Annotated in this window: 19 protein-coding genes; 5 read left to right on the forward strand and 14 right to left on the reverse strand. The window is 72.6% G+C overall.

Translation table 11 applies throughout. From position 1 onward, the window contains the following. Positions 1-70: 70 nt before the first annotated feature. Positions 71-817 (reverse strand): hypothetical protein, encoded by a 747-nt coding sequence (locus tag OG753_RS17195; RefSeq protein WP_327262653.1) that lies wholly within the window; start codon positions 815-817, stop codon positions 71-73. Between the two features lie 358 nt (positions 818-1,175). After that, the gene (locus OG753_RS17200) at positions 1,176-2,351 is read right to left on the reverse strand and encodes an ROK family transcriptional regulator (protein WP_327266786.1); all 1,176 of its coding nucleotides are present in this window, start codon (positions 2,349-2,351) and stop codon (positions 1,176-1,178) included. A gap of 128 nt (positions 2,352-2,479) precedes the next feature. On the opposite strand from OG753_RS17200, the gene OG753_RS17205 reads away from it, so the two are divergent. Further along, positions 2,480-3,613, forward strand: coding sequence for a Gfo/Idh/MocA family oxidoreductase (locus OG753_RS17205; protein WP_405789065.1), 1,134 nt, complete (start codon positions 2,480-2,482; stop codon positions 3,611-3,613). A 185-nt stretch (positions 3,614-3,798) separates the two neighbouring features. Here the strand turns inward: OG753_RS17205 and OG753_RS17210 are convergent, their stop codons facing one another. From OG753_RS17210 to OG753_RS17225, 4 genes are all read right to left on the reverse strand, one after another. After that, complete coding sequence (locus OG753_RS17210; protein ID WP_327262655.1) at positions 3,799-4,656, reverse strand: fumarylacetoacetate hydrolase family protein; 858 nt, start codon at positions 4,654-4,656, stop codon at positions 3,799-3,801. A gap of 123 nt (positions 4,657-4,779) precedes the next feature. Next, entirely contained in the window at positions 4,780-5,469 is a 690-nt protein-coding gene (locus OG753_RS17215; protein WP_405789066.1) for a YidC/Oxa1 family membrane protein insertase, read from the reverse strand. Between the two features lie 165 nt (positions 5,470-5,634). Next, entirely contained in the window at positions 5,635-6,003 is a 369-nt protein-coding gene (locus tag OG753_RS17220; protein WP_405789068.1) for a DUF6412 domain-containing protein, read from the reverse strand. Between the two features lie 82 nt (positions 6,004-6,085). Further along, complete coding sequence (locus tag OG753_RS17225; protein ID WP_405789069.1) at positions 6,086-6,922, reverse strand: class E sortase; 837 nt, start codon at positions 6,920-6,922, stop codon at positions 6,086-6,088. Positions 6,923-6,978: 56 nt separating this feature from the next. Between OG753_RS17225 and OG753_RS17230 the strand changes: the two genes are divergently transcribed. After that, complete coding sequence (locus OG753_RS17230) at positions 6,979-7,974, forward strand: SEC-C metal-binding domain-containing protein (protein ID WP_405789071.1); 996 nt, start codon at positions 6,979-6,981, stop codon at positions 7,972-7,974. Positions 7,975-7,988: 14 nt separating this feature from the next. Here OG753_RS17230 and OG753_RS17235 read toward each other — a convergent pair whose 3' ends face one another. The 3 genes from OG753_RS17235 to OG753_RS17245 all read right to left on the reverse strand — a co-directional run bounded on the left by OG753_RS17235 (position 7,989) and on the right by OG753_RS17245 (position 9,580). Beyond that, positions 7,989-8,915: a YDG/SRA domain-containing protein gene (locus OG753_RS17235; protein WP_405789072.1), complete on the reverse strand. Its 927-nt coding sequence runs from the start codon at positions 8,913-8,915 to the stop codon at positions 7,989-7,991. A gap of 134 nt (positions 8,916-9,049) precedes the next feature. After that, complete coding sequence (locus tag OG753_RS17240) at positions 9,050-9,349, reverse strand: hypothetical protein (RefSeq protein WP_401283623.1); 300 nt, start codon at positions 9,347-9,349, stop codon at positions 9,050-9,052. 39 nt (positions 9,350-9,388) lie between these two features. Beyond that, positions 9,389-9,580, reverse strand: a complete 192-nt coding sequence (locus tag OG753_RS17245; RefSeq protein ID WP_401283621.1) for a hypothetical protein — start codon at positions 9,578-9,580, stop codon at positions 9,389-9,391. Between the two features lie 186 nt (positions 9,581-9,766). Here OG753_RS17245 and OG753_RS17250 point away from each other — a divergent pair, with 186 nt between their 5' ends. Both OG753_RS17250 and OG753_RS17255 read left to right on the forward strand, forming a co-directional pair. Then, positions 9,767-10,303 (forward strand): GNAT family N-acetyltransferase, encoded by a 537-nt coding sequence (locus tag OG753_RS17250; RefSeq protein ID WP_405789073.1) that lies wholly within the window; start codon positions 9,767-9,769, stop codon positions 10,301-10,303. A 35-nt stretch (positions 10,304-10,338) separates the two neighbouring features. Then, entirely contained in the window at positions 10,339-11,370 is a 1,032-nt protein-coding gene (locus OG753_RS17255; protein ID WP_405789074.1) for a hypothetical protein, read from the forward strand. Here the strand turns inward: OG753_RS17255 and OG753_RS17260 are convergent. From OG753_RS17260 to OG753_RS17280, 5 genes are all read right to left on the reverse strand, one after another. Further along, a complete protein-coding gene (locus OG753_RS17260) occupies positions 11,340-12,713 on the reverse strand; it encodes a DUF445 domain-containing protein (RefSeq protein ID WP_405789076.1) in 1,374 nt (457 codons plus the stop codon). The two genes, OG753_RS17255 and OG753_RS17260, sit on opposite strands and share 31 nt — an antisense overlap. A 727-nt stretch (positions 12,714-13,440) precedes the next feature. Further along, positions 13,441-14,100, reverse strand: coding sequence for a DUF1707 domain-containing protein (locus OG753_RS17265; protein ID WP_327262671.1), 660 nt, complete (start codon positions 14,098-14,100; stop codon positions 13,441-13,443). A gap of 129 nt (positions 14,101-14,229) precedes the next feature. After that, entirely contained in the window at positions 14,230-15,198 is a 969-nt protein-coding gene (locus OG753_RS17270) for an ATP-binding cassette domain-containing protein (RefSeq protein ID WP_405789078.1), read from the reverse strand. 4 nt (positions 15,199-15,202) lie between these two features. Beyond that, the gene (locus OG753_RS17275) at positions 15,203-16,123 is read right to left on the reverse strand and encodes an ABC transporter permease (RefSeq protein WP_383195599.1); all 921 of its coding nucleotides are present in this window, start codon (positions 16,121-16,123) and stop codon (positions 15,203-15,205) included. After that, complete coding sequence (locus tag OG753_RS17280) at positions 16,116-16,919, reverse strand: ABC-2 family transporter protein (RefSeq protein WP_327262673.1); 804 nt, start codon at positions 16,917-16,919, stop codon at positions 16,116-16,118. The genes OG753_RS17275 and OG753_RS17280 overlap by 8 nt, the downstream gene beginning before the upstream one ends. A gap of 258 nt (positions 16,920-17,177) precedes the next feature. Here OG753_RS17280 and OG753_RS17285 point away from each other — a divergent pair, with 258 nt between their 5' ends. After that, positions 17,178-19,604 (forward strand): transglycosylase domain-containing protein, encoded by a 2,427-nt coding sequence (locus OG753_RS17285; protein WP_405789081.1) that lies wholly within the window; start codon positions 17,178-17,180, stop codon positions 19,602-19,604. Positions 19,605-19,617: the final 13 nt, after the last annotated feature.

The following is a 19,617-nucleotide window of genomic DNA, read 5'->3' on the forward strand; positions in this document are numbered from 1 at the left end:
CTCTATGCGGGGCTGCCGACGCCCCGGGGCCACGGGGCCGGGGGGTGCCCTGCCGATCGGGCCGGAGCGTTCAGCGTGCGCAGCGGCGCAGCCGGCGGGCCCCCAGCAGGAGTCCGCCGCCGGTGGCGAGCGCGGCCACGGCCCCGGCTCCGTACGCCCACTCGCGCTGGCCGGTCCGGGCGAGGGCGCCCGCCGCGACGGGATCCGCCGGGCCCTCGACGGAGAACTGGTAGCCGCCCGCCTCGCCGATCCAGTCGCCGTCGTCGCCCTTGCGCTGGACGAGGGCGGCGTCGGCGACGACCTCACCGACGGGGGCGTCGGGGGCGAAGGAGAGGCCCACCTTGACGGTCAGGGACCCGCCGGGGCCGACGGCGAAACCGGGGAAGGCGTCGCCGCCGTCGAAGACGGCGATGATCTCGTCGCGGTCGCTGCGCTCCAGGCTGACAGGGAAGGTGCCGCCCGGGGCGTCGAACTCCATGCGCAGGTGGGCGGGGCGCAGGGTGCGGGCCTTGTCGGTGAAGACGACGATCGGGTGGATGTCGGTGCACTCGGAGTTCGTGGTGTTGGTCAGGTCCAGGTACCAGGTCTGCGCCCCGGCGCCGGTGCGGTACACGGCCGGACCGCCGCGGATGCGCGCCCCGATGGGGAAGGCGGGGCTCTTCCCGTCGCCGCAGACGGCCTGGGTACGGGAGGGCAGCGCGGGCGCGGGCCGGCCGCCGCCCGCACCGATGTCCGCGACGGCGGTGGCGGGCACGGTGGCGGTGACCAGGGCCGCGGAGAGGACGGCGGTGAGGGCAAGGGCTTTGCGCAGTCGCATGGAAGACCTTCGCTGCTCGCCGGACGGGACAATGATCGGACCAGGTGACAATCCCCCCGGCCCTGCCCGCACCCTGCCACCCCTGCGCGAACCCCCGCGGGGAGCCACGCCTGAGTTGTTCTGGTTTACGCCCGATTGCCACATCGGTCAAGCCACCCACTCCAGCCCCGCGGCCCAACCCCGCCGACGCTTCAGGCGCCCTCCAGCCCCGCCGGCGTTTGAGGCGCTCTTTCAGCCCCGCCGGCGCTTGAGGCGCTCTTTCAGCCTCGCCGGCGTTTGAGGCGCGGGGGTCCGGGGGCAGCGCCCCCGGCAACGGCGCCGCACCCGGGCCACCGGGCCACCGGGCCACCGGCACACGTCACCCCGCCCGCCCGAACAACGGCGCCAGCGCCATCTCCGCCGCCCCTTCCGCCACACCCGCCCCCGCCAGCGCAACCACCGGCCGTGCCGGATCCAGCGCCCGGGCCGCGAGAACGGCTCCGACCTCGGCCACGAACACGTCCGGCGCCGCCGCCACCACGCGCCCGCCGAGCAGCACACGGTCCACATCCAGCAGCGCGACCAGATTGGCCGCGGCCTCGCCCAGGATCCGCGCCGCCTCGGAAAGCTCGCCTCGGGCCACCGCCCCCAGGCACAGCACCTCCACGCAGCCGCGCGCCCCGCACCGGCACGGCGGGCCGTCCAGCAGCAGCACCTGGTGGCCGAACTCCCCGGCCGCCGAGCGGGCACCCCGGTAGACGCCGCCGCGCAGCCACAGCCCCGCACCGAGCCCGGTCCCGACGTGCAGGTACACACAGGTGTGGGGCCCGTCGCCGGCATAGGCGTCCACACCCGGCCCGGCACCCACGCCAGCCCCGGCACTCAAGCCGACGCCCACGCCACCCCCGACATCCGCAGCGACAAAAGCACCCGCACCCACACCCGCACCGGCATCCGCATCCGCATCCGCATCCGCATCCGGCCAAGCCGCCCGGAGCCACGCCCCCGCGGCCGCCACCGCACCGGCGTTCGTGTCCTTGTCCAGCAGCACCGGCAGGCCCAGCCTGCCCTCCAGCACTCCCCGCAGCGGGAAGCTCTTCCAGCTCGGGTATCCCGTGACCCGCCCCATCGCCCCGGCCCGGTAATCGAGCGGCCCGGGCGCGGCCACTCCGACGCCCAGGAGCGGCAGCCCGGTCGGGTCCTTGACCCTCGCGACCGCCCGTACGACCGCCTCCACCGCCGCCTCCGGCCCGGCCCCGAAGTCCAGCGGGCCCCGGCTCTCGGCGACGACACGCCCCGCCAGGTCCACCCGTACCGCCCGGAGCTCGTCGCGGTCCATGTGCACGCCGACCGCGTGACGCGCCTCCGGAATCAGACGCAGCAAGGTGCGTGGCTTGCCGCCGGTGGACGCGGCGCGGCCGGCCTCGGCGATCAGCCCGTCCGCGGCGAGCCGGGCCGTGATCTTGCTGACGGCCTGCGGGGTGAGCCCCGCACGGGCCGCGAGTTCGGCGCGGCCCAGACCTGCCGGGCCCGCGCCGCGCAGCAGATCCAGCATCAGCGCCTCGTTGTGCCCGCGCAGCGCCGGCAGGTTCACCCCGCCGCGCCCGTCCCCACTCCTGCTGTTCACAAGCCCATTGTCCACCTTCCTTGCACTTTGACAACACTGTTGCCAAAGTGGTCTCCATGAGCACCTCCGCCCCCGCCTCCCCCGGCTCCCCCGCCTCCCCCGCTCCCGCCCCCCTGCGCGTCGGCCTCATCGGCTACGGACTCGCCGGTTCCGTCTTCCACGCCCCCCTCGTGGCCGCCACGGACGGGCTCGCCCTCGACACCGTCGTCACCTCCGACCCGGACCGCCAGGCCCAGGTCCGCGCGGAGTTCCCCGGTGTGCACGTCGTCCCCACCGCCGCCGAACTGTGGGACAGGGACCTCGATCTGGTCGTGATCGCCTCCCCCAACCGGACACACGTCCCGCTCGCCACCACCGCGCTCGAAGCCGGCATCCCGGTGGTCGTGGACAAGCCGCTCGCCGCCACGGCCGCCGAGGCCCGCGCGCTCGCCGACCTCGCGGAGCGCAGCGCAACCTTCCTCTCCGTCTTCCAGAACCGCCGCTGGGACAACGACTTCCTCACCCTGCGCCGCCTCCTCGCCGACGGCGAACTCGGCGAGGTCCAGCGCTTCGAGTCCCGCTTCGAGCGCTGGCGCCCGCACCTGAAGGGCGGCTGGCGCGAGTCGGGCGCCCCCGAGGAGATCGGCGGCCTGCTGTACGACCTCGGCAGCCACGTCGTGGACCAGGCGCTCGTGCTGTTCGGCCCGGCAGTACGGGTCTACGCGGAGACCGATGTGCGCCGCCCCGACGCCGAGACCGACGACGACACCTTCATCGCCCTCACCCACGCGAACGGGATCCGCTCCCACCTCTACGTCAGTGCGACCACCGCCCAGCTGGGACCGCGGATGCGCGTCCTGGGCTCCCGCGCCGGGTACGTGAAGTACGGCCTCGACCCGCAGGAGGGCGCCCTTCGGGACGGGCTGCGGCCGGACGGCGTCATGCCCTGGGGCGAGGAACCCCCGCACCTGTGGGGGCGGCTGGGCTCCGGGGAGTCCCCGCTGACCGGCGGCGGGATCCCGGTGCCGACGGAGCCGGGCGACTACCCCGCGTACTACGCGGCGGTGGAGGCCGCGCTGCGCACGGGCGGGCCGGCGCCCGTGACGGCGCTCGAGGCCGCGCACTGCCTCGACGTACTGGAGGCGGCCCGCCGGTCGTCCCAGGAGGGCGTGGTGGTGGAGATTCCCGCCACGGCGTCCGACTCCGAGTGAAATCCGCGGTACGGGCGGTGGCCCGCCTCGGCGGACCGCCGCACCTGCTCGGCGGACCGGCGTACCTGTGCCTGCTCCGGCGTCGCCGCATGCCGGCCGGGGGCTGAGCACCCCGCGCACGCACACGGAAGGGGCGGGGCCGCCGGTGGCAGCCCCGCCCCTGTCCACGCCCGTACGGGTGCCGGCTACGCGCCCTTGAACTCCTGGCGCTGGCGGCCGAGACCCTCGATCTCGACCTCCACGACGTCACCGGCCCGCAGGTAGGGCTTCGGCTCCGGCTGGCCCATGGCCACGCCGCCCGGCGTACCGGTGACGATGACATCGCCCGGGTACAGGGTCATGAAGTGGCTCAGGTACCTGACGACCTCACCGACCGGGAAGATCTGGTCCGAGGTGTTGCCGTCCTGCTTGAGCTCGCCGTTGACCCACAGCTTCACGTCCAGGACCTGCGGGTCCGGGATCTCGTCCGCGGTGACCAGCCAGGGGCCGAGCGGGGTGAAGGTCTCGCAGTTCTTGCCCTTGTCCCAGGTGCCGCCGCGCTCGATCTGGAACTCGCGCTCGGAGACGTCGTTGACCAGCACGTAGCCGCCGACGTGGGCGAGCCCCTGCTCGGCGGAGTCCAGGTAGCGGGCGGTGCTGCCGATGACGACGCCGAGCTCGGCCTCCCAGTCGGTCTTCACGCTGCCGCGCGGGATCAGCACGGTGTCGTCGGGGCCGCCCACGGTGTCCGGCGCCTTGAGGAACAGGATCGGCTCGGCCGGCGGCTCCGCGCCGATCTCGGCCGCGTGCCCGAAGTAGTTCAGGCCGATGCCCACGACCTTGCCGATGCGGCCGACCGGCGCACCGATGCGCAGGCCTTCGGCGCCCAGGACCGGCAGCTCACCGGACTCGGCCGCGTCCCGTACCCGGGTCAGCACGGAGTCGTCGGCGAGCAGGCCGCCGTCCACATCCGTGATCAGGCCGGACAGGTCACGCAGGGTCCCGTCCCGGTCGAGCAGTGCGGGACGTTCCGACCCTACGGGTCCGACACGCAGCAGCTTCATGGGCATTCTCCCGTGGTCGTGGGTGGTCGGCCCATGGGCGTGCCCAGGGCCGGCCGATGGGTTGCGGCCATCGGAGGATTTGGTCGATCCTCCAAGATGTCCACCCAATCCGCAAGACCCTGTTCACAGACTGGAACGCCCGCCTCCACGCGCCCCCGCCCCCGCCGGCTGCTCGGCCTGCCCGGCCCGCTCCGCCCGCTCCTTGCGGTACTGGAGCCAGACCCGCTCGGCCACCGTCCAGGCGGTGGTGGTCAGCAGGTAGAGCCCTGCGGCCAGCGGCACCACGGCAGCCGTGATCAGCGTCCCGAACGACAGCAGGGGCAGTACGCCGCCCAGCTTGCGCATGACCTCCTGCTGCTCGGCGCTCACCTCGGCCATCGCCCCGGCGCGGCCGGCGGCGGGGGCCCGGCCCTTCTTCGGGGCGGCGGCAGCGGCGGCGGCAGCAGCGGCGGCCGCCCGACGTCCCCGCACCGCGCTCCACGCGGCCACCACCGCGATCGCCCCGAAGAGGCCGAGGAACACCAGCCCCTGCGGCCCGAACACGCCGCCCTCGCCCAGCGCCCCGGTCCACCGGGCCCCCAGCGGCGCGGCGAAGAGCCGGTGCCCGAGCAGCTCATTGGCCTTCCCGCCCACCTCGGCGGAGGAGAACGCGTGGTACATCACGAAGAACACCGGCAGCTGCAGCAGCAGCGGCAGGCACCCCGCCACCGGAGTCGCCCCCCGGAAAGCCGCCCGGCTCAGCGGGTGCAGGGCGAGCCGTACGAGCACGGTGAACAGCACGATCGCGGCAGCGGTCGCGGATTGCGCCAGCACCGGCTCCAGGAGCCGGCCAAGCGCAGCAACAAGGTGGGTGAAAACGGACACGTGGGCCCTCCGAAGGGTCTCGTCGAACGTCGAAAGAGATGCATTTCGGCGTGACGACCCACGAGGGGCGACAACAGTGATCAGTCAGCAGAAGGCGAGAGGTACTGCGCGCCCCTACGCGGCCGTCGGGACGAGACGGCCGGGCGCCCTGGGCCGCGACCGGCCCGAGGCATCGGGATCACGCTGCGGCAGGAACGCCGTGCGCTGCTCGCGATCACGGATCGCGGTGCGTATTCGGTGCGGCGGCACGGGGCGCACGAGCCGCGCGGCGGCTGCGAGTGCCTGGGTACCCACGGCGACGGTGGCCGCGAGGGCGACCACCACGGCGCCCAGCCCGCCCTCTCCGGCGAACAGCCCGAGGAGCCCCCCGAGCAGTACGAGCGAGAGCAGCGTCCGGACGAACAGGGAGAAGGACAGGGGGAACGGCGGCGAGAAGGACGAGGACAGCGAGGGCAGCACACCCCGTCGCTGTTGCCGAGCCATGCAGACCACCCCCTCTCCACTCCCGCGCACGAACTCCCGTACGAGACCGATATTAACCGGGCCCACCGACAAAGCGCCCGGGTCAGGAGGACTTGAGGGTCCCCCAGACCACGAGCCGGTACTTCGAGCTGTACTCGGGCGTGCAGGTGGTGAGCGTGATGTACGCGCCGGGCTCGCTGTACCCCTGGTCCGGCTTGACCACGCTCCGCGGCACGGGCGCGATCACCCCGGTGTCCCGCTCGGTCGTCTGGCTCAAGGTCTTCCCGACCATGTACGTGTACCGGCGCCCCCGCATCTCGACGATCAGCTCGTCGCCCGCCCGCAGCCGGTTGATGTACCGGAACGGCTCGCCGTGCGTGTTGCGGTGCCCGGCCAGCGCGAAGTTCCCCTGCGCCCCGGGCCCGGCGGTCCCCGGGTACTGCCCGGCGTACCCCTTGTCCAGGACGGACCGCTTGTCGACCCCCTGCGCGACGGGGACGACGAGGCCGAGGCGCGGGACGCGCAGAACGGCGTACGCCGGCTCCCGGTCCGGGGCCCTGGCGGGCCGGGTCGCGGCGGGGCCCGGCCCGCGCCCGGCCGCCGGAACCCCGTCGCCCTCGTACCCGGCCCCGTCCGCAGGCTCCGACGGAATCCCGGCGACGGGCTCCGCACCGCCGCCGTCCGCACCGCCGGCCTCGCCATCGGCTCCGTCGCCGTCACCGTCACCGTCGCCCCAGGCCCGTTCCAGCGCCCGTACCTGCTCCTGCGCGGCGGCCACGGCCTGCCGATTGGTCCACCACACCTGGTGCACCACCAGCAACAGGACCACCACGCCCACGGTGACGATCAGCTCGGCGCCCGCCCACAGCACCCCCGCGAGACCGGCCCGGCGCCCACGCCGGCCGCTCCCCTGCACCACCACAGGTACGCGATCTCGCACGGGCGGCACCTTAAGTCCTCCCCCGTCAACTGACCAGCGGCAGTACGGTGTGAACCATGCGCCCCGACACGCCTGCCGAGCACATCGCCGAAGCCGAGCGCCTCATCCGCACGGCGACCCGCTACCCCGAGGACCAGGAGCCCTTGCTCCTCCAGGCCGCGGCCCACCTGGAACTGGGGGACGCACGCGACCGGGCGAGTGCCCTGTACGACCAACTCCTCTCCTCCTCCCCGTCCGACCCCCACCTGATCAAGGCCCTGCAGGCGGCGAACCTCTGGGAGTACGGTCACGAGGCGGAGGCCCGCGCACTCATCTCGGGCATCCGTGCCGCCTCGCCCAAGGACCCGGCGCCGTGGGAGGTCATCGCGGAAGCCCTGGAGGCCCACGACGAGTTGGAGGCCTCGCACGACTGCTTCACCGAGGCGGCCGCCCTCCTGGTCGCGGAGGACGACCCGCTGACGCCGGCCACCACCGCCCTGCTGACGGGCCGCCACCGCGTACGCCGCCTCCTCGGGCGCCCGCACGACGACTGGGACATGGTCGCGGACACCCGGCACATCGGCCCGATCCCCCTGGACGAGCTGCACGACCCGAAGCGCATCTGGGCCCTGGGCTCCGACGACCCCGCCGAGCTGCGCGCCGAGATCGCCCGCCTGCGGGCCGAACTGGGCGACCGCCGCGCGGCGCTCTCCCGCCCCTTCCCGGTGGCGATCCTCCACTGGCCCGCGCGCGAGCTGGCGGAACTCCTCACGTCATACCCGACCCTCGCCTCGGAGTACCCCTCGCACGAGGCCCACCTGAGGGACATCGAGTCCTCCCTCCGCGCCCTGGCCGCCTCGGGCACCACGAACCTCGGCATCGTCACCGCGAGCGTCCCGTCCTACGAGGCCTTCGCGGCGTCGGAGAAAACCTCCCCGGCCTCCCCGTCCCTCCTGGCCGAATACGCAACAACCCTGGCCGCCCGCGGCAAGGCCACCCCTTGGCCCCCCACCCCGACGGCCCCCTGCTGGTGCACCTCGGGCAAGCCGTACGCGGAGTGCCACGGAGGTTAGGGCGTCCCTACCCCTTAGGGGAGCCGGTTCGCCCACCGTTCGCGGTGCTTGCGCGCAAACTCAATGCCGATGTTGTGGCCCTTGACCTGCGCAAGCTCCGCGCGAAAACGACCGGTGAGTCCGTCGATCACATGGAGCTCGTCCGTAAGCTGCAGTGCCCCTCGGTCGAACAGCACATGACAGGTGGGGCACAAGCACAGGACGTTCTCAAGCCTGTCGTCGCCCATGTGCGGCTTACCGACGGCCTGTATGTGCGCCCCCTCGCTGTAGGCCTGACCCCCTACCGAGACGATCAGCCGCGTGCGACAGATCTGGCAGGTGTTGTCGTACATCTTCTTCACCGCACTCACGACCTTGGAGTCGCGCACCAAGCGGTCCTGGGAGATGTAGCGGCGGGCTTGCTCCTCGAATGCCGTCTCGGCGCCGGCCAGCGGGTCCACCGGCTGAGGGGTCGGCGCATCACCCGATTCGATCTTGACCAGTTTGAATTGGCAGATGCGGAAGCCTTCTTGCCCGACCGTCATCCAGTGTTCCGCTGCCTGGAACAGCCCCCGGTAGACGTACCCCTTGGTCGCCCTCCGGCGCTTGCCCTGGGTAACCCCTAGGCCCTCGATCACGCGTACGGGATGCCCCATGGCCTGCGAAACGACCAGGGCGGCATTGCCCCGCTCCCCGAGGGTCTGGTCGGCGACCATCTGTCCCGAATCCCGGTCCCGTCCGCCCTCGCCCGTGTAAATGATCACGTCGCCTTCGTCGCGATCGTCCACGTACCCGCCGGAGAGCACGATGGAGTCGGCCCCAGTCTTCTCGGTCCCCGAGATTCCGCGGCCACTGAAGCGATGCAGACCCTTGGCGTGGAGTGCCGCATGACCCGCGAACCAGTCCCCCTCGGTCACACCGTCAGGGGTACCAAACGCAACGGATCTTGAAGGCGTAGTCATGCACGCATCATGCCAAAAGATCACTGGCGGGTCGGGGCAATAGTCGAGGCGCTGCAAGGCACTGATGGCCGGGCGGGTTCAGCATGCCCGGCCTGCGCATCGACCGGCCGCCACGGCCCGGCGAAGCAGCCAGACTAGGCCCGGTCCGCCGCCGCGTAGGAGGCCGTCGCCATCGCCGCCGCTGCCGTGAAGACCGCCGGCCAGGGGCCGATCTTCTTGGCCAGGGGGTGCGATCCCGCGAACGCCGCCACGTAGGCCGCGCCCAGGAGGGCCGTCGTCGTCGGGGTCGTGCGGCGGTGCCATTCGCGGGCCGCCAGGGTTCCGGCGGCTGCGAGGATCACCCCGCCGAGCGGTCGCCTGCCGGTCCAGCGTGCCGTGGCGTAGCCGCCGACCAGGCCGGCCGCCGCTATTGCCGAGGTGGGGATCTGCGCCATTGTGAGGCCTCCGGTCGTTCGAAAAGTGACGGTACGAGGCTAACGCGCGCGGCGCATGAAGCGGCGCGCGGCCGCCACGCCCAGCACCACGACGGCCCCGCCGAGGATGCCGGGCGGGACGGTGTCCTGGACGGCGCGGGGCAGTACCGCCATGACCCCCAGGATGATGAAGAACGCCACCGCGCACGCGGTGAGGCCGACCAGGGCTCGGTTCAGGAGAGAGGTGCGCACACCGGTTCAACGCCGGGCCCGGGCCCGGCGATACGGGCGGCCCGGCCCGGCACACGGAAGTCGGATTTGTCGCACACCCTCCGGATCCGCCCGCGTGCCCTCCGTGGAACCTCCCCGGCGTAGATTCACTCTCCTACACGGGCGATACGACCGAAGCCGCCCAAGCCGGCCCAAGGAGCTGCAAACGTGATCTGCTATGGACCGGCCGTGCTGGACCTGTCGGACGAACTGGCCGACGCCTACAGCGAGGTCTTCTCCGCTCCACCGTGGAACGAGGGCGAAGAAACCATTCGCCAGTTCGCCCTCCGCCTCCAGGCGGACAGCCGCCGCACCGGATTCCGTACCGCCTTCGCACAGTCGGCCACCGGCATCGACGGCTTCGCCACCGGCTGGCTGACCCCCAGGACCTTCCCCCGGGACCGCGCATACGGGCAGGTCACCGCACAGCTCGGCAGGCAGCGCGTACGGGAACTCCTCATCGGCGCCCTGGAGATCGACGAGCTCGCCGTACGCCCGCACGCGCGCGGGACCGGCACCGGGCGCGCCCTCCTCGCCGAGATCACCGCCGACGCCCCGGACGACCGGGCCTGGCTGCTGACCGCCCGGGTGGCCACCGACACCGTCGCCACCTACCGCCGCCTCGGTTGGCACGAGGTCACCCCGCTGCCCGACACTCAGAACGGCGTCGTCGTCTTCCTCGCCCCGAACCACCCCTCGGCCTGAGCATCGCCCGCGCCCCACCCGGGCATACCCCGGGCATGATCGCCTGCAAGGATTCCGTCGCCCGCATCGCCCAGCGCCAGCTGAACATGGCCACCTACCACCAGCTCAAGCAGGCCGGCATCCCGGCCGGCACCATCAGCGGCCGAAGCCGCCGCGGAGGACCCTGGCAGCGTCTCCTGCCACGGGTGTACCTCCTGCAGACCGGCCCGCCGGACACCAGGCAGCGGGCGCTGTCCGCCGTCCTGTACGCCGCCCACCCCGCGGCCGATCCCCTCTCCGGATCCACCGCCGCGCTCACGGGCGGCGCCGCCCTTGCGCTCCTGGGCATCCGCGACGCCCCGCCCGAGCCGCTGGACGTCCTCGTCCGCGCCCCGCGCTCGCCGGCCGCCGCAGGCCGGGTCCGCCCCGCCGCGACCTCGCGCTGGCCCGCCACCATCCACATCTCCGGAGTCCCCGGCACCCGCCCGATCCGGGCCGCCGCGGACTTCGCGGCCCGCACCGACGATGCCGATCTGGTGCGCTCCGTACTGGCCAACGTCGTCCAGGGCGGCTGGTGCCACCCGCACGACCTGCATGCCGAACTGCGCGCGGGCCGGGTCCGCGGGCGCCCCGCCGTCCGGGTGGCCGCCGCGGAACTCGTCGCCGGGGTCCGTTCGATCGCCGAGGGCCGGGCCCGCGACACCCTGGCGGCCACCGACCTCCCGGCCCCGCTCTGGAACGCCCGCCTCCACGGCCCGGACGGGGCGTTCCTCGCCAGCCCCGACGCGTACTGGCCCGACGAGGGCGTGGCACTGGAGATCGACTCCGCGGAGTACCACTACACGCGCGACGCCTGGCAGGCCACCCTGCACCGGCGACTGCGCCTGGAGTCCCGGGGCGTCCTGGTGGCCAGTACGACGCCGGGGATCCTCCGCGACAGACCGGCCGACGTGATCGCCGCCCTGCGCGCCCTCCTCGCCCTAGGCGCCGCCCGCGCCGCGCCCCCGGACGTCACCGCCCGCGGCCACGCGCAGCTGGAGCTGCCCCTCCCGGCGGCCTATGCGCCGAAGGCGCGGGACACCGTGTAGATCAGCAGGCCCGCCAAGGCGCCGACCACCGTGCCGTTGATACGGATGAACTGCAGGTCGCGGCCGATGTGGGCCTCGATCTTGCGGGAGGTGTGCTCGGCGTCCCAGCCCGCGACCGTGTCCGTGATCAGCGAGGTGATCTCGGTCCGGTAGTGGGTGACGACATAGACGACCGCGCCCTCGATCCAGCCCTCCACCTTCGCCTGGAGGCGGCCGTCGGTGGCCAGGCGCGCACCGAGGGACATCAACGAGGCGCGGACGCGCAGGCGCAGCTCGCTCTGCTCGTCCTCCGCCGCCGAGATGATCATCGAGCGGATCGCCGACCACGCGGAGGCGATGACGTCCTGGACCTCGTCGCGCGCCAGGATCTCGGACTTGAGCCGCTCCACCTTCGCCCGGGTCTCCCTGTCCGACTGGAGATCGGCGGCGAAGTCGGTGAGGAAACGGTCCACCGCCCCGCGCGCCGGGTGTTCGGGCATGTCCCGCATCTCCGTGACGAAGCGGAGCAGCTCCTTGTAGACGCGCTCGCCCACCTTGCGGTCCACGAACCGCGGGGTCCAGCCGGGCGCTCCCCCCTGGACCGCGTCCGTGATGGAGGCCCCGTGCGTGATCAGCCAGTCGTGGGCCTTGGCACAGATGAGGTCGACGGCGCGGCGGTGGCCGCCGTCCTCGACGACCCGCTCCAGGGTCTTGCCGATGCCGGGCGCGATCTCGGCGGTCTCGGCGCGCCGGGTGATCGCCTCGCCGACGACGGCCTGCACGTCGGAATCGCGCAGGACGGTCAGGGCGCCGCGGAGCGCCGCGGCGAGCTCGGCGGTGACCCGGTCGGCGTGTTCGGGCTCGGCCAGCCAGGACCCGAGGCGCCCGCCGATGCCGAGGGAGTGGAGGCGGGCCCGGACCACGTCCGCGGAGAGGAAGTTCTCCCCGACGAACTCGCCCAGGGAGACCCCGAGCTGGTCCTTCTTGGTGGGGATGATCGCGGTGTGCGGGATGGGCAGGCCGAGCGGGCGCCGGAAGAGGGCGGTCACGGCGAACCAGTCCGCGAGCGCGCCGACCATGCCGGCCTCGGCCGCGGCGGCGACGTACCCGGCCCAGCCGCCCGCGCCCCAGGCGTGCTGGGCGTACTTGGCCAGTACGTAGACCAGCGCGACCAGGATCAGCAGACCGGTCGCGGTGACCTTCATCCGGCGGACCCCGCGGCGGCGCTCCTCGTCGGCGGCGCTGAAGACGAACCCGCCGCGGGAGGGTGGCGGCGGTGGGGGCGGTGCGGGTGGTGCCGGTGGCGGTGCGGTCCCGGCACCTCCTGCGGTGCCGGGACCTCCGGTGGTGCTGCGGTTCTCCACGTGCTCCTGCCTTCCCCCGGGGGCGCCGGTTTTGTCTGCATAGCATCCGACTCCCGGGAGGGGCGAGGAGTTCCCGCCACGCCAGTCCGCTCCCGCGAGGGGTGCCGGTCCGGGGTGGCCCCCGCCTTCCCCGTCATACCCGCCGGTCCGGAGCGGGCAGCCTTGCCGGACACCCCGTTCCGGACGATCGACCGGCTCACTGCGGCGTGCCGCCGGCCCGAGCCCGGGCCGCTCCCGCACGACCCCGGTCGGGGCGCCGGTTGCCGCTCGCCCGCGACCCGCCGCCGCCGAGAGCAGCTCCCGCCGCCTCACGGACACCCCTGCCCGCCGGGCCCCGGCCCGTGCAGCGCGTGCCGCCGTCGAGGCCGGGGCGCGCCCGAACCACCGGCTCCGCAGTGAGCACCGCCGCCCAGGGACCGGGCGGTCCAGGACCGCCGGGGCGGTGGCCCGCTCGCGGTGGCGAACCGCTGCCCAGAGCCGATCGCGGCCGTCGGCCGGAGCCACGCCGGCCGAGGCTCCACCCGGGCAGCCGGCCCGGGTGGAGCCTCGGCCGGACCGGGGCCTAGGCCGTCTCTTTCGGATCTTGTCGGCCGAGCCCGCGTTGTCCGGTGCCGTGCATCGCAAGGCGGAGGAGCTCCCCGCGTACTGGACGTACTAGGGAGAACCGACAACACAGCGAGGTGCGGTGCCGGGCAACGCGGGCCCGGCAAGATCCGAAAGAGACGGCCTAGAGCTGTTTGCGGAGGGGGTCGTCCGTCAGTGGGGGCTTGCGCTTCTTGATCTTGATTTCGACGCCGCCCCAGAAGGCGAAGCCCGTCACGACCACCCGCGGAGCACCCGGCTCGGAGGGGCCCGGGTTGTCCCGCTGGTCGAAGGCGCCCATGACACCGAAGCCACGGACATCGAGCTCCACCCCCGGCGGGACCGTGATCTCGATGCCGCCCATGATCGCGACACAGTTGATCACCACCTCGCGCTGCGCGAAGTCCGCCTCGCGCAGGTCCAGCTCCCCGCCGCCCCAGAACGCCAACGCGTCGAACCGCGCCGGCACCGTCCACCGGCCCTTGCGCTGGAAGCCCGACATGACGGCCACGGCCGCCGTCGAGGATCCCGCGCCGCCGATCCGGCCCCGCCAGGGCTCGGCCGCCGACCCGGCGACCGCCGCCGGATGGGAGGACGGCCCGGTGGGCGCCGGCAGGTCCTGCGTCAGTGGTTCCAGTTCCGCGTACGTACGGGACTTGTACGCCGCCTCCAGCCGCTCCTCGAATTCCTCCATGTCGAGCCGGCCCTCGGCGACGGCGTCCCGCAGGCGCTCGACCACCCGGTCCCGGTCGGCGTCCGACGCCCTCAGCTCCGGCAACGGCTTCTCCGGCCGCTCGTCACTCATACCCACCAGACTATGCAGAGTGCGGGGGGGAGTTGTATGACTGCGCCCCTGAGATCGCCCCCGGATCACCCCCGGCTTTCCCCTGATTCAGGACCCAGGAGACGAAAGACGCGAGACGTGAGCCGCGCGTCAGCCCCGCCCCGCGTACATCCGCGCGATCACGTCCTCGATGTCCGGCTCCCGCACCGACAGGTCCACCAGCGGGTAATCCGCCGCCACCGCCGCCACCAGCGGCGCCGCCGACGCCCCCGCCGGGAAGGCCAGCCACTGCCGCGGCCCCTCCACCTTCACCACCCGCGCCCCCGCCACGCTGATCGGCGCGAGCTCCCGCTCCAGGTCCACCACCAGCGTCCGCTCGCTCTCCCCCGCCGACCCCGCCGCGTGCAGCCCGCCCAGCGCCCCGTCGTACATCAGCCGCCCGTGGTCGACCACCATCACCCGCTCGCACAGCTGCTCGATGTCCTGCAGGTCGTGCGTGGTCAGCAGCACCGTCGTCCCGAGCTCCTCGTTCAGCTGACGCAGGAAGCCCCGTACCTTCGCCTTGCTCACCACGTCGAGCCCGATCGTCGGCTCGTCCAGGTACAGCACCTCCGGATCGTGCAGCAGCGCCGCCGCGATGTCCCCGCGCATCCGCTGCCCGAGCGACAACTGCCGTACCGGTACGTCCAGCAGCTCGGCCAGGTCGAGGCGCTCCACGCAGCGCTCCAGGTTCTCCTCGAACCGCGCCCGCGGCACCCGGTACAGCCGCCGCATCAGCCCGTACGAGTCCTTCAGCGGCAGGTCCCACCACAGCGTGGTGCGCTGCCCGAACACCACCCCGATCCGGTGCGCGAGGCGCATCCGCTCCCGCGCCGGGTCGATGCCCGCGACCCGCAGCCGGCCGCCGCTCGGCGTCAGGATGCCGGTCAGCATCTTGATCGTGGTCGACTTCCCGGCGCCGTTGGGCCCGATGTAGCCGACCATCTCTCCCCGGGCGACCTCGAAGCTGATCCCGTCCACCGCCCTGACCTGGCGTTTCTCACGGCGCATCAGGCTCACCCGGCGCCTCACGTCGAAGACCTTCTCGACCCCGTCCAACGAGATCAGCGCATCCGCCACAGCTCTAGCTCCCCGTGCTTCGGTACGAACGGACTCCCGCGCGCCACGCCAGCGACGCGGGCAGGAACACCACGAAGGCCACCAGCGGGCTCAGGAACGCCACCCACCCCGGCAGCCCCAGCGGATCGGGCCGCCCCAACACGTGCAGTGCGGGAAGCCAGTTGACGAAGGCCAACGGGACGATGAAGGTCACCCCGCGCACCAGGTCCTGCGCGAACACCGTCGGCGGGTACTGGAGCATCGTGCAGCCGCCGTAGGTGAAGGAGTTCTGCACCTCCGCCGCGTCCCCGGACACGAACTGGAAGGCCGCGCCCGTCACCATCACCGCAGCGAAGATCGCCGCCCCGGCGAGGACCATCACCGGGACCAGCAGCACCTTCCCGGCCGTCCACTCCACGTCCAGCGTCCAGACCGCCCAGCCCATCACGCCCAGCCCCTGCCCGATCCGGCCCAGCCGGCGCAGCGCGAACCGGTCCGCCGCGACCTGCGCGAGCACCGGGACCGGACGCACCAGCATCGTGTCGAGCGAGCCGTCGCGGATCCGGGCGCCGATCCGGTCGGTGTTGCCCAGCAGCATGTCCGCCAGGCCCAGGGAGGCCGAGCAGGAGCCGTAGAGCAGGGCGATCTCGGGCAGCGTGAAGCCGCCGAGGGCGTCCACGTGGGAGAACATGATGTAGATCGCGACGAAGTCCAGCAGGGTGATCGCCGCGTGCCCCACGGTCGTCAGGACGAAGGAGGTCCGGTACGTCATCGTGGACCGGATCCACATCCCCACGATCAGCCGGTAGCCGCGCAGCCCCTCGCGCACACGACCGCGCCGCGCCTCCTGCGCCACCGCCCCGTCACCCGCGAACCCGCCCGCCCGGAACCTCGGACCCGCAACCGCCCCCGCAACCGCCTCCGCCTCCACTCCCGCCTCAGCCACCCTGGACCACCACCTTCCGCGTCGCGGCCGACTGCAACAGCCGCCCCGCTCCCAGCAGTACGAGCGCCCATCCGGCCTGGAAGGCCAGCGCCTCGGCCGCACCCCCGGCCCCCGCGTGCTTGCCCAGCAGGACGTCCATCGGCACCTGGAGCATCGCCGCCCACGGCATGGCCCGGACGAACTCGCCGAAGCCGCCCGGGAAGACGGTCAGCGGCAGCAGCATCCCGGAGAAGAAGATCGAGGAGACGGTGGCCATGATGTTGATCCCCTGCCCGTCCATCAGCCAGAAGGCCACCAGCCCCACCATGTAGCGCAGCGCGAAACTCACCACCAGCGCGAGCAGCACGGACACCAGGAACAGCAGCCAGCGCACCGGATCGACGGGCAGCGCCAGCGGGAACACCAGGGCTCCCGCCACCAGCGGCACCACCCCGCGGCCCAGCAACTGGAAGCCCGCCCGGCCCAGATCGGCCGCGAGCCACCACATCTGCAGGTCCGCCGGCCGGTACAGGTCGACCGCGACGTCGCCCGTCCGGATCCGCTCCTGCAGCTCCTCCTGGAACCCGCCGCCGATCAGCGCGGCGGCCGCCAGCAGCGACTGGCTCACCCAGACGAAGGTGAGCGCCTGCGCCTGGTCGTAGCCGCCGAGTCCGGGGCGCTGGTCCCACAGCGCGATGTACGTGTACGCGACGATGAATCCGAACACGGTGTTGGTGAACACCCCGGCCGCTGTCGCCGTCCCGTAGGTGGCGTAACGCCTGAATCCGCCTGCCGCGACCGCCAGGTGGAGACGCACTGCGTGACCTACTCCGTGACCTACTCCGTGACCCACTCCGTGACCCACTCCGCGTTGCACTCTGCGACGCACTCTCCGGCGCACCGTATCCCTCCGTTTCCCACGTCGTTCCTACGTCGGCCAAAGCGCGCGAGCTTAGTGCGGAGGGGCGAGCCACGCGACCGATTTATGCCCGTCCGGAGCGGATTCAGCGGCCATCGGGTAGACACCATGAGGTACAGAAGTGGATATTTCGAACGGCGTCGAGGAGTCCTGGAGATGAGCGACCAGTCACCACCCCCTGGCTGGACCCCTCGCGACCCCGACACCCCGCCCGGCGGACCGCATGACGTCCCGCAGCCGCGGGCGCACGACCGGGCCGGGCCCCGGCAGAGCCGGCCGGGGAAGAACGACCGGCGCAAGAGAACCGGCTGGCGCCGCCTCCTGCCCACCTGGCGCATGGTCCTGGGCGGTGTCCTGCTGGTCGCCCTGCTGCTCGGCGGCGCCCTCGTGGCCGGCTACCTGCTGGTCGACATCCCGCCGGCCAACGCCGCCGCCACCGCGCAATCGAACGTCTACCTCTACTCCGACGGCTCCCAGATCGCCCGCGACGGCGAGGTCAACCGCGTCAACGTGCCGCTCTCGCAGATCCCGCGGACCGTGCAGGAGGCCGTACTCGCCGCCGAGGACCGGGACTTCTACTCCGAACGGGCGGTGGATCCCAAGGCCATGATCCGTGCCGCCTGGAACACCGCGACCGGCAAGGGCACCCAGTCCGGTTCGACCATCACTCAGCAGTACGTCAAGAACTACTACTTGGGCCAGGAACAGACGATCAAGCGCAAGGTGAAGGAGTTCTTCATCGCGATCAAACTCGGTCGCGAGAAGTCGAAGAACTACATCCTCGAGGGGTATCTGAACACCAGCTACTTCGGCCGCAACGCCTACGGCATCCAGGCCGCCGCCCAGGCCTACTACGGCAAGGACGTCGGCAGGCTCACCACCGCCGAGGGCGCCTACCTCGCCACCCTCCTCAACTCCCCCAGCGCCTTCGACGTCGTCTCCCACCCCCAGAGCCGCCCCCGCGCGCTCGCCCGCTGGAACTACGTACTCGACGGCATGGTCAAGAAGGACTGGCTGCCCGCCGCCGAACGCGCGACGACCCGGTTCCCCGAGCCGGGCAAGGCCCGCGCGGCCGCCGGCCTGTCCGGCCAGCGCGGCTACCTCGTGGAAGCGATCAAGGACTACATCGTCGAGAACAAGATCCTCGACGACAAGACCCTCGCCGAGGGCGGCTACCGCATCACGTCCACCATCGACAAGCGCCGCCAGACCGCCTTCGTCGACGCCGTCGACGAACAGATGGTCGGCAGACTCGAACCCGAGACGCGCAAGGCGGACCGGCTGGTCCGGACCGGCGGCGTCTCCATCGAACCCACCACCGGCAAGGTCGTCGCCATGTACGGCGGCATCGACTACACCAAGCAGTACGTGAACAACGCGACCCGGCACGACTACCAGGTCGCCTCCACCTTCAAGCCGTTCGTCTTCGCCGCCGCCTCCGAGAACGACTCCCGCACCCAGGACGGCCGCCGGATCACCCCGAACACGATCTACAACGGCGACAACAAACGCCCGGTCGTCGGCGGCCGCATCCGCTTCGCCCCCGAGAACGAGGGCCAGGTCTCCTACGGCAACATCTCCGTCAACACCGCCACCGACCTCTCCGTCAACGCCGTCTACGCACAGATGGCCGTCGACGTCGGCACCGCCGAGGTCAAACAGACCGCCATCGACCTCGGCATCCCCGAGAACACCCCCAACTTCGTGACCGGCCCGGCCATGGCACTCGGCACCCTCCAGGCCAGCGTCCTGGACATGGCCCAGGCGTACGCCACCCTCGCCGACCACGGCCGCCGCACCCCCTACACCCTCGTGGAGAAGATCACCAAGGGCGACGACACCATCAACCTGCCCGAGCGCACCCCCACCCGGGCCATCAGCCGCGAAGCCGCCGACACCACCACGTCCATGCTGGTCAGCGTCGTGGACAACGGCACCGGTACGGCAGCCCTCGCCGCCGGCCACCCGGCCGCGGGCAAGACCGGCACCGGCGAACTGGACCGCTCGGCCTGGTTCGCGGCCTACACCCCGGAGCTGGTGACGGTGGTCTCGATGATGGGCCAGGACCCCGACACCGGAACCCTGCAGTCCCTCTACGGCGCCCTCGGCGAGTCCCGCATCGGCGGCGGCGGATACCCCGCCCGGATCTGGGCCGCCTACACCAAGACCGCCCTGGAGGGCACCGACCCCGTCGACTTCGACCTGGAACTCCAGCCCGGCGCCGCACAGCCCCCGCCGCCCCCCAGCCCGGAGTCCGAACCGCCGCAGGAAACGACGGGCGAACCCTCACCCAGCGCTCCGCAACGCCCGACCCGGCCCACGCCCTCGAACCCGACGGGCGGCCGCAACCAGGGCGGACAGAACAACGGCGGCCAGAACCAGGGCGGCCAGGACAACGGCGGCCGCACGAACTCGGGCCAGGACAACGGAGGCCAGGACAACGCGGGCACCACCCAGGGCGGCGACCAGGGCGGCACCACACAGGGCACACAAGGCACACAGGGCAGCGCCCAGGGAGGTACGGAGGGAAGCGACGGCGGCCCGGCGGAAGGCCTGCGCCCGCCGTCGGCGTTCCTCGAATAGCGGGCCGGCCGAC

Origin of the sequence: Streptomyces sp. NBC_00029, assembly GCF_045160505.1 — a bacterium.
GTDB lineage: Bacteria > Actinomycetota > Actinomycetes > Streptomycetales > Streptomycetaceae > Streptomyces.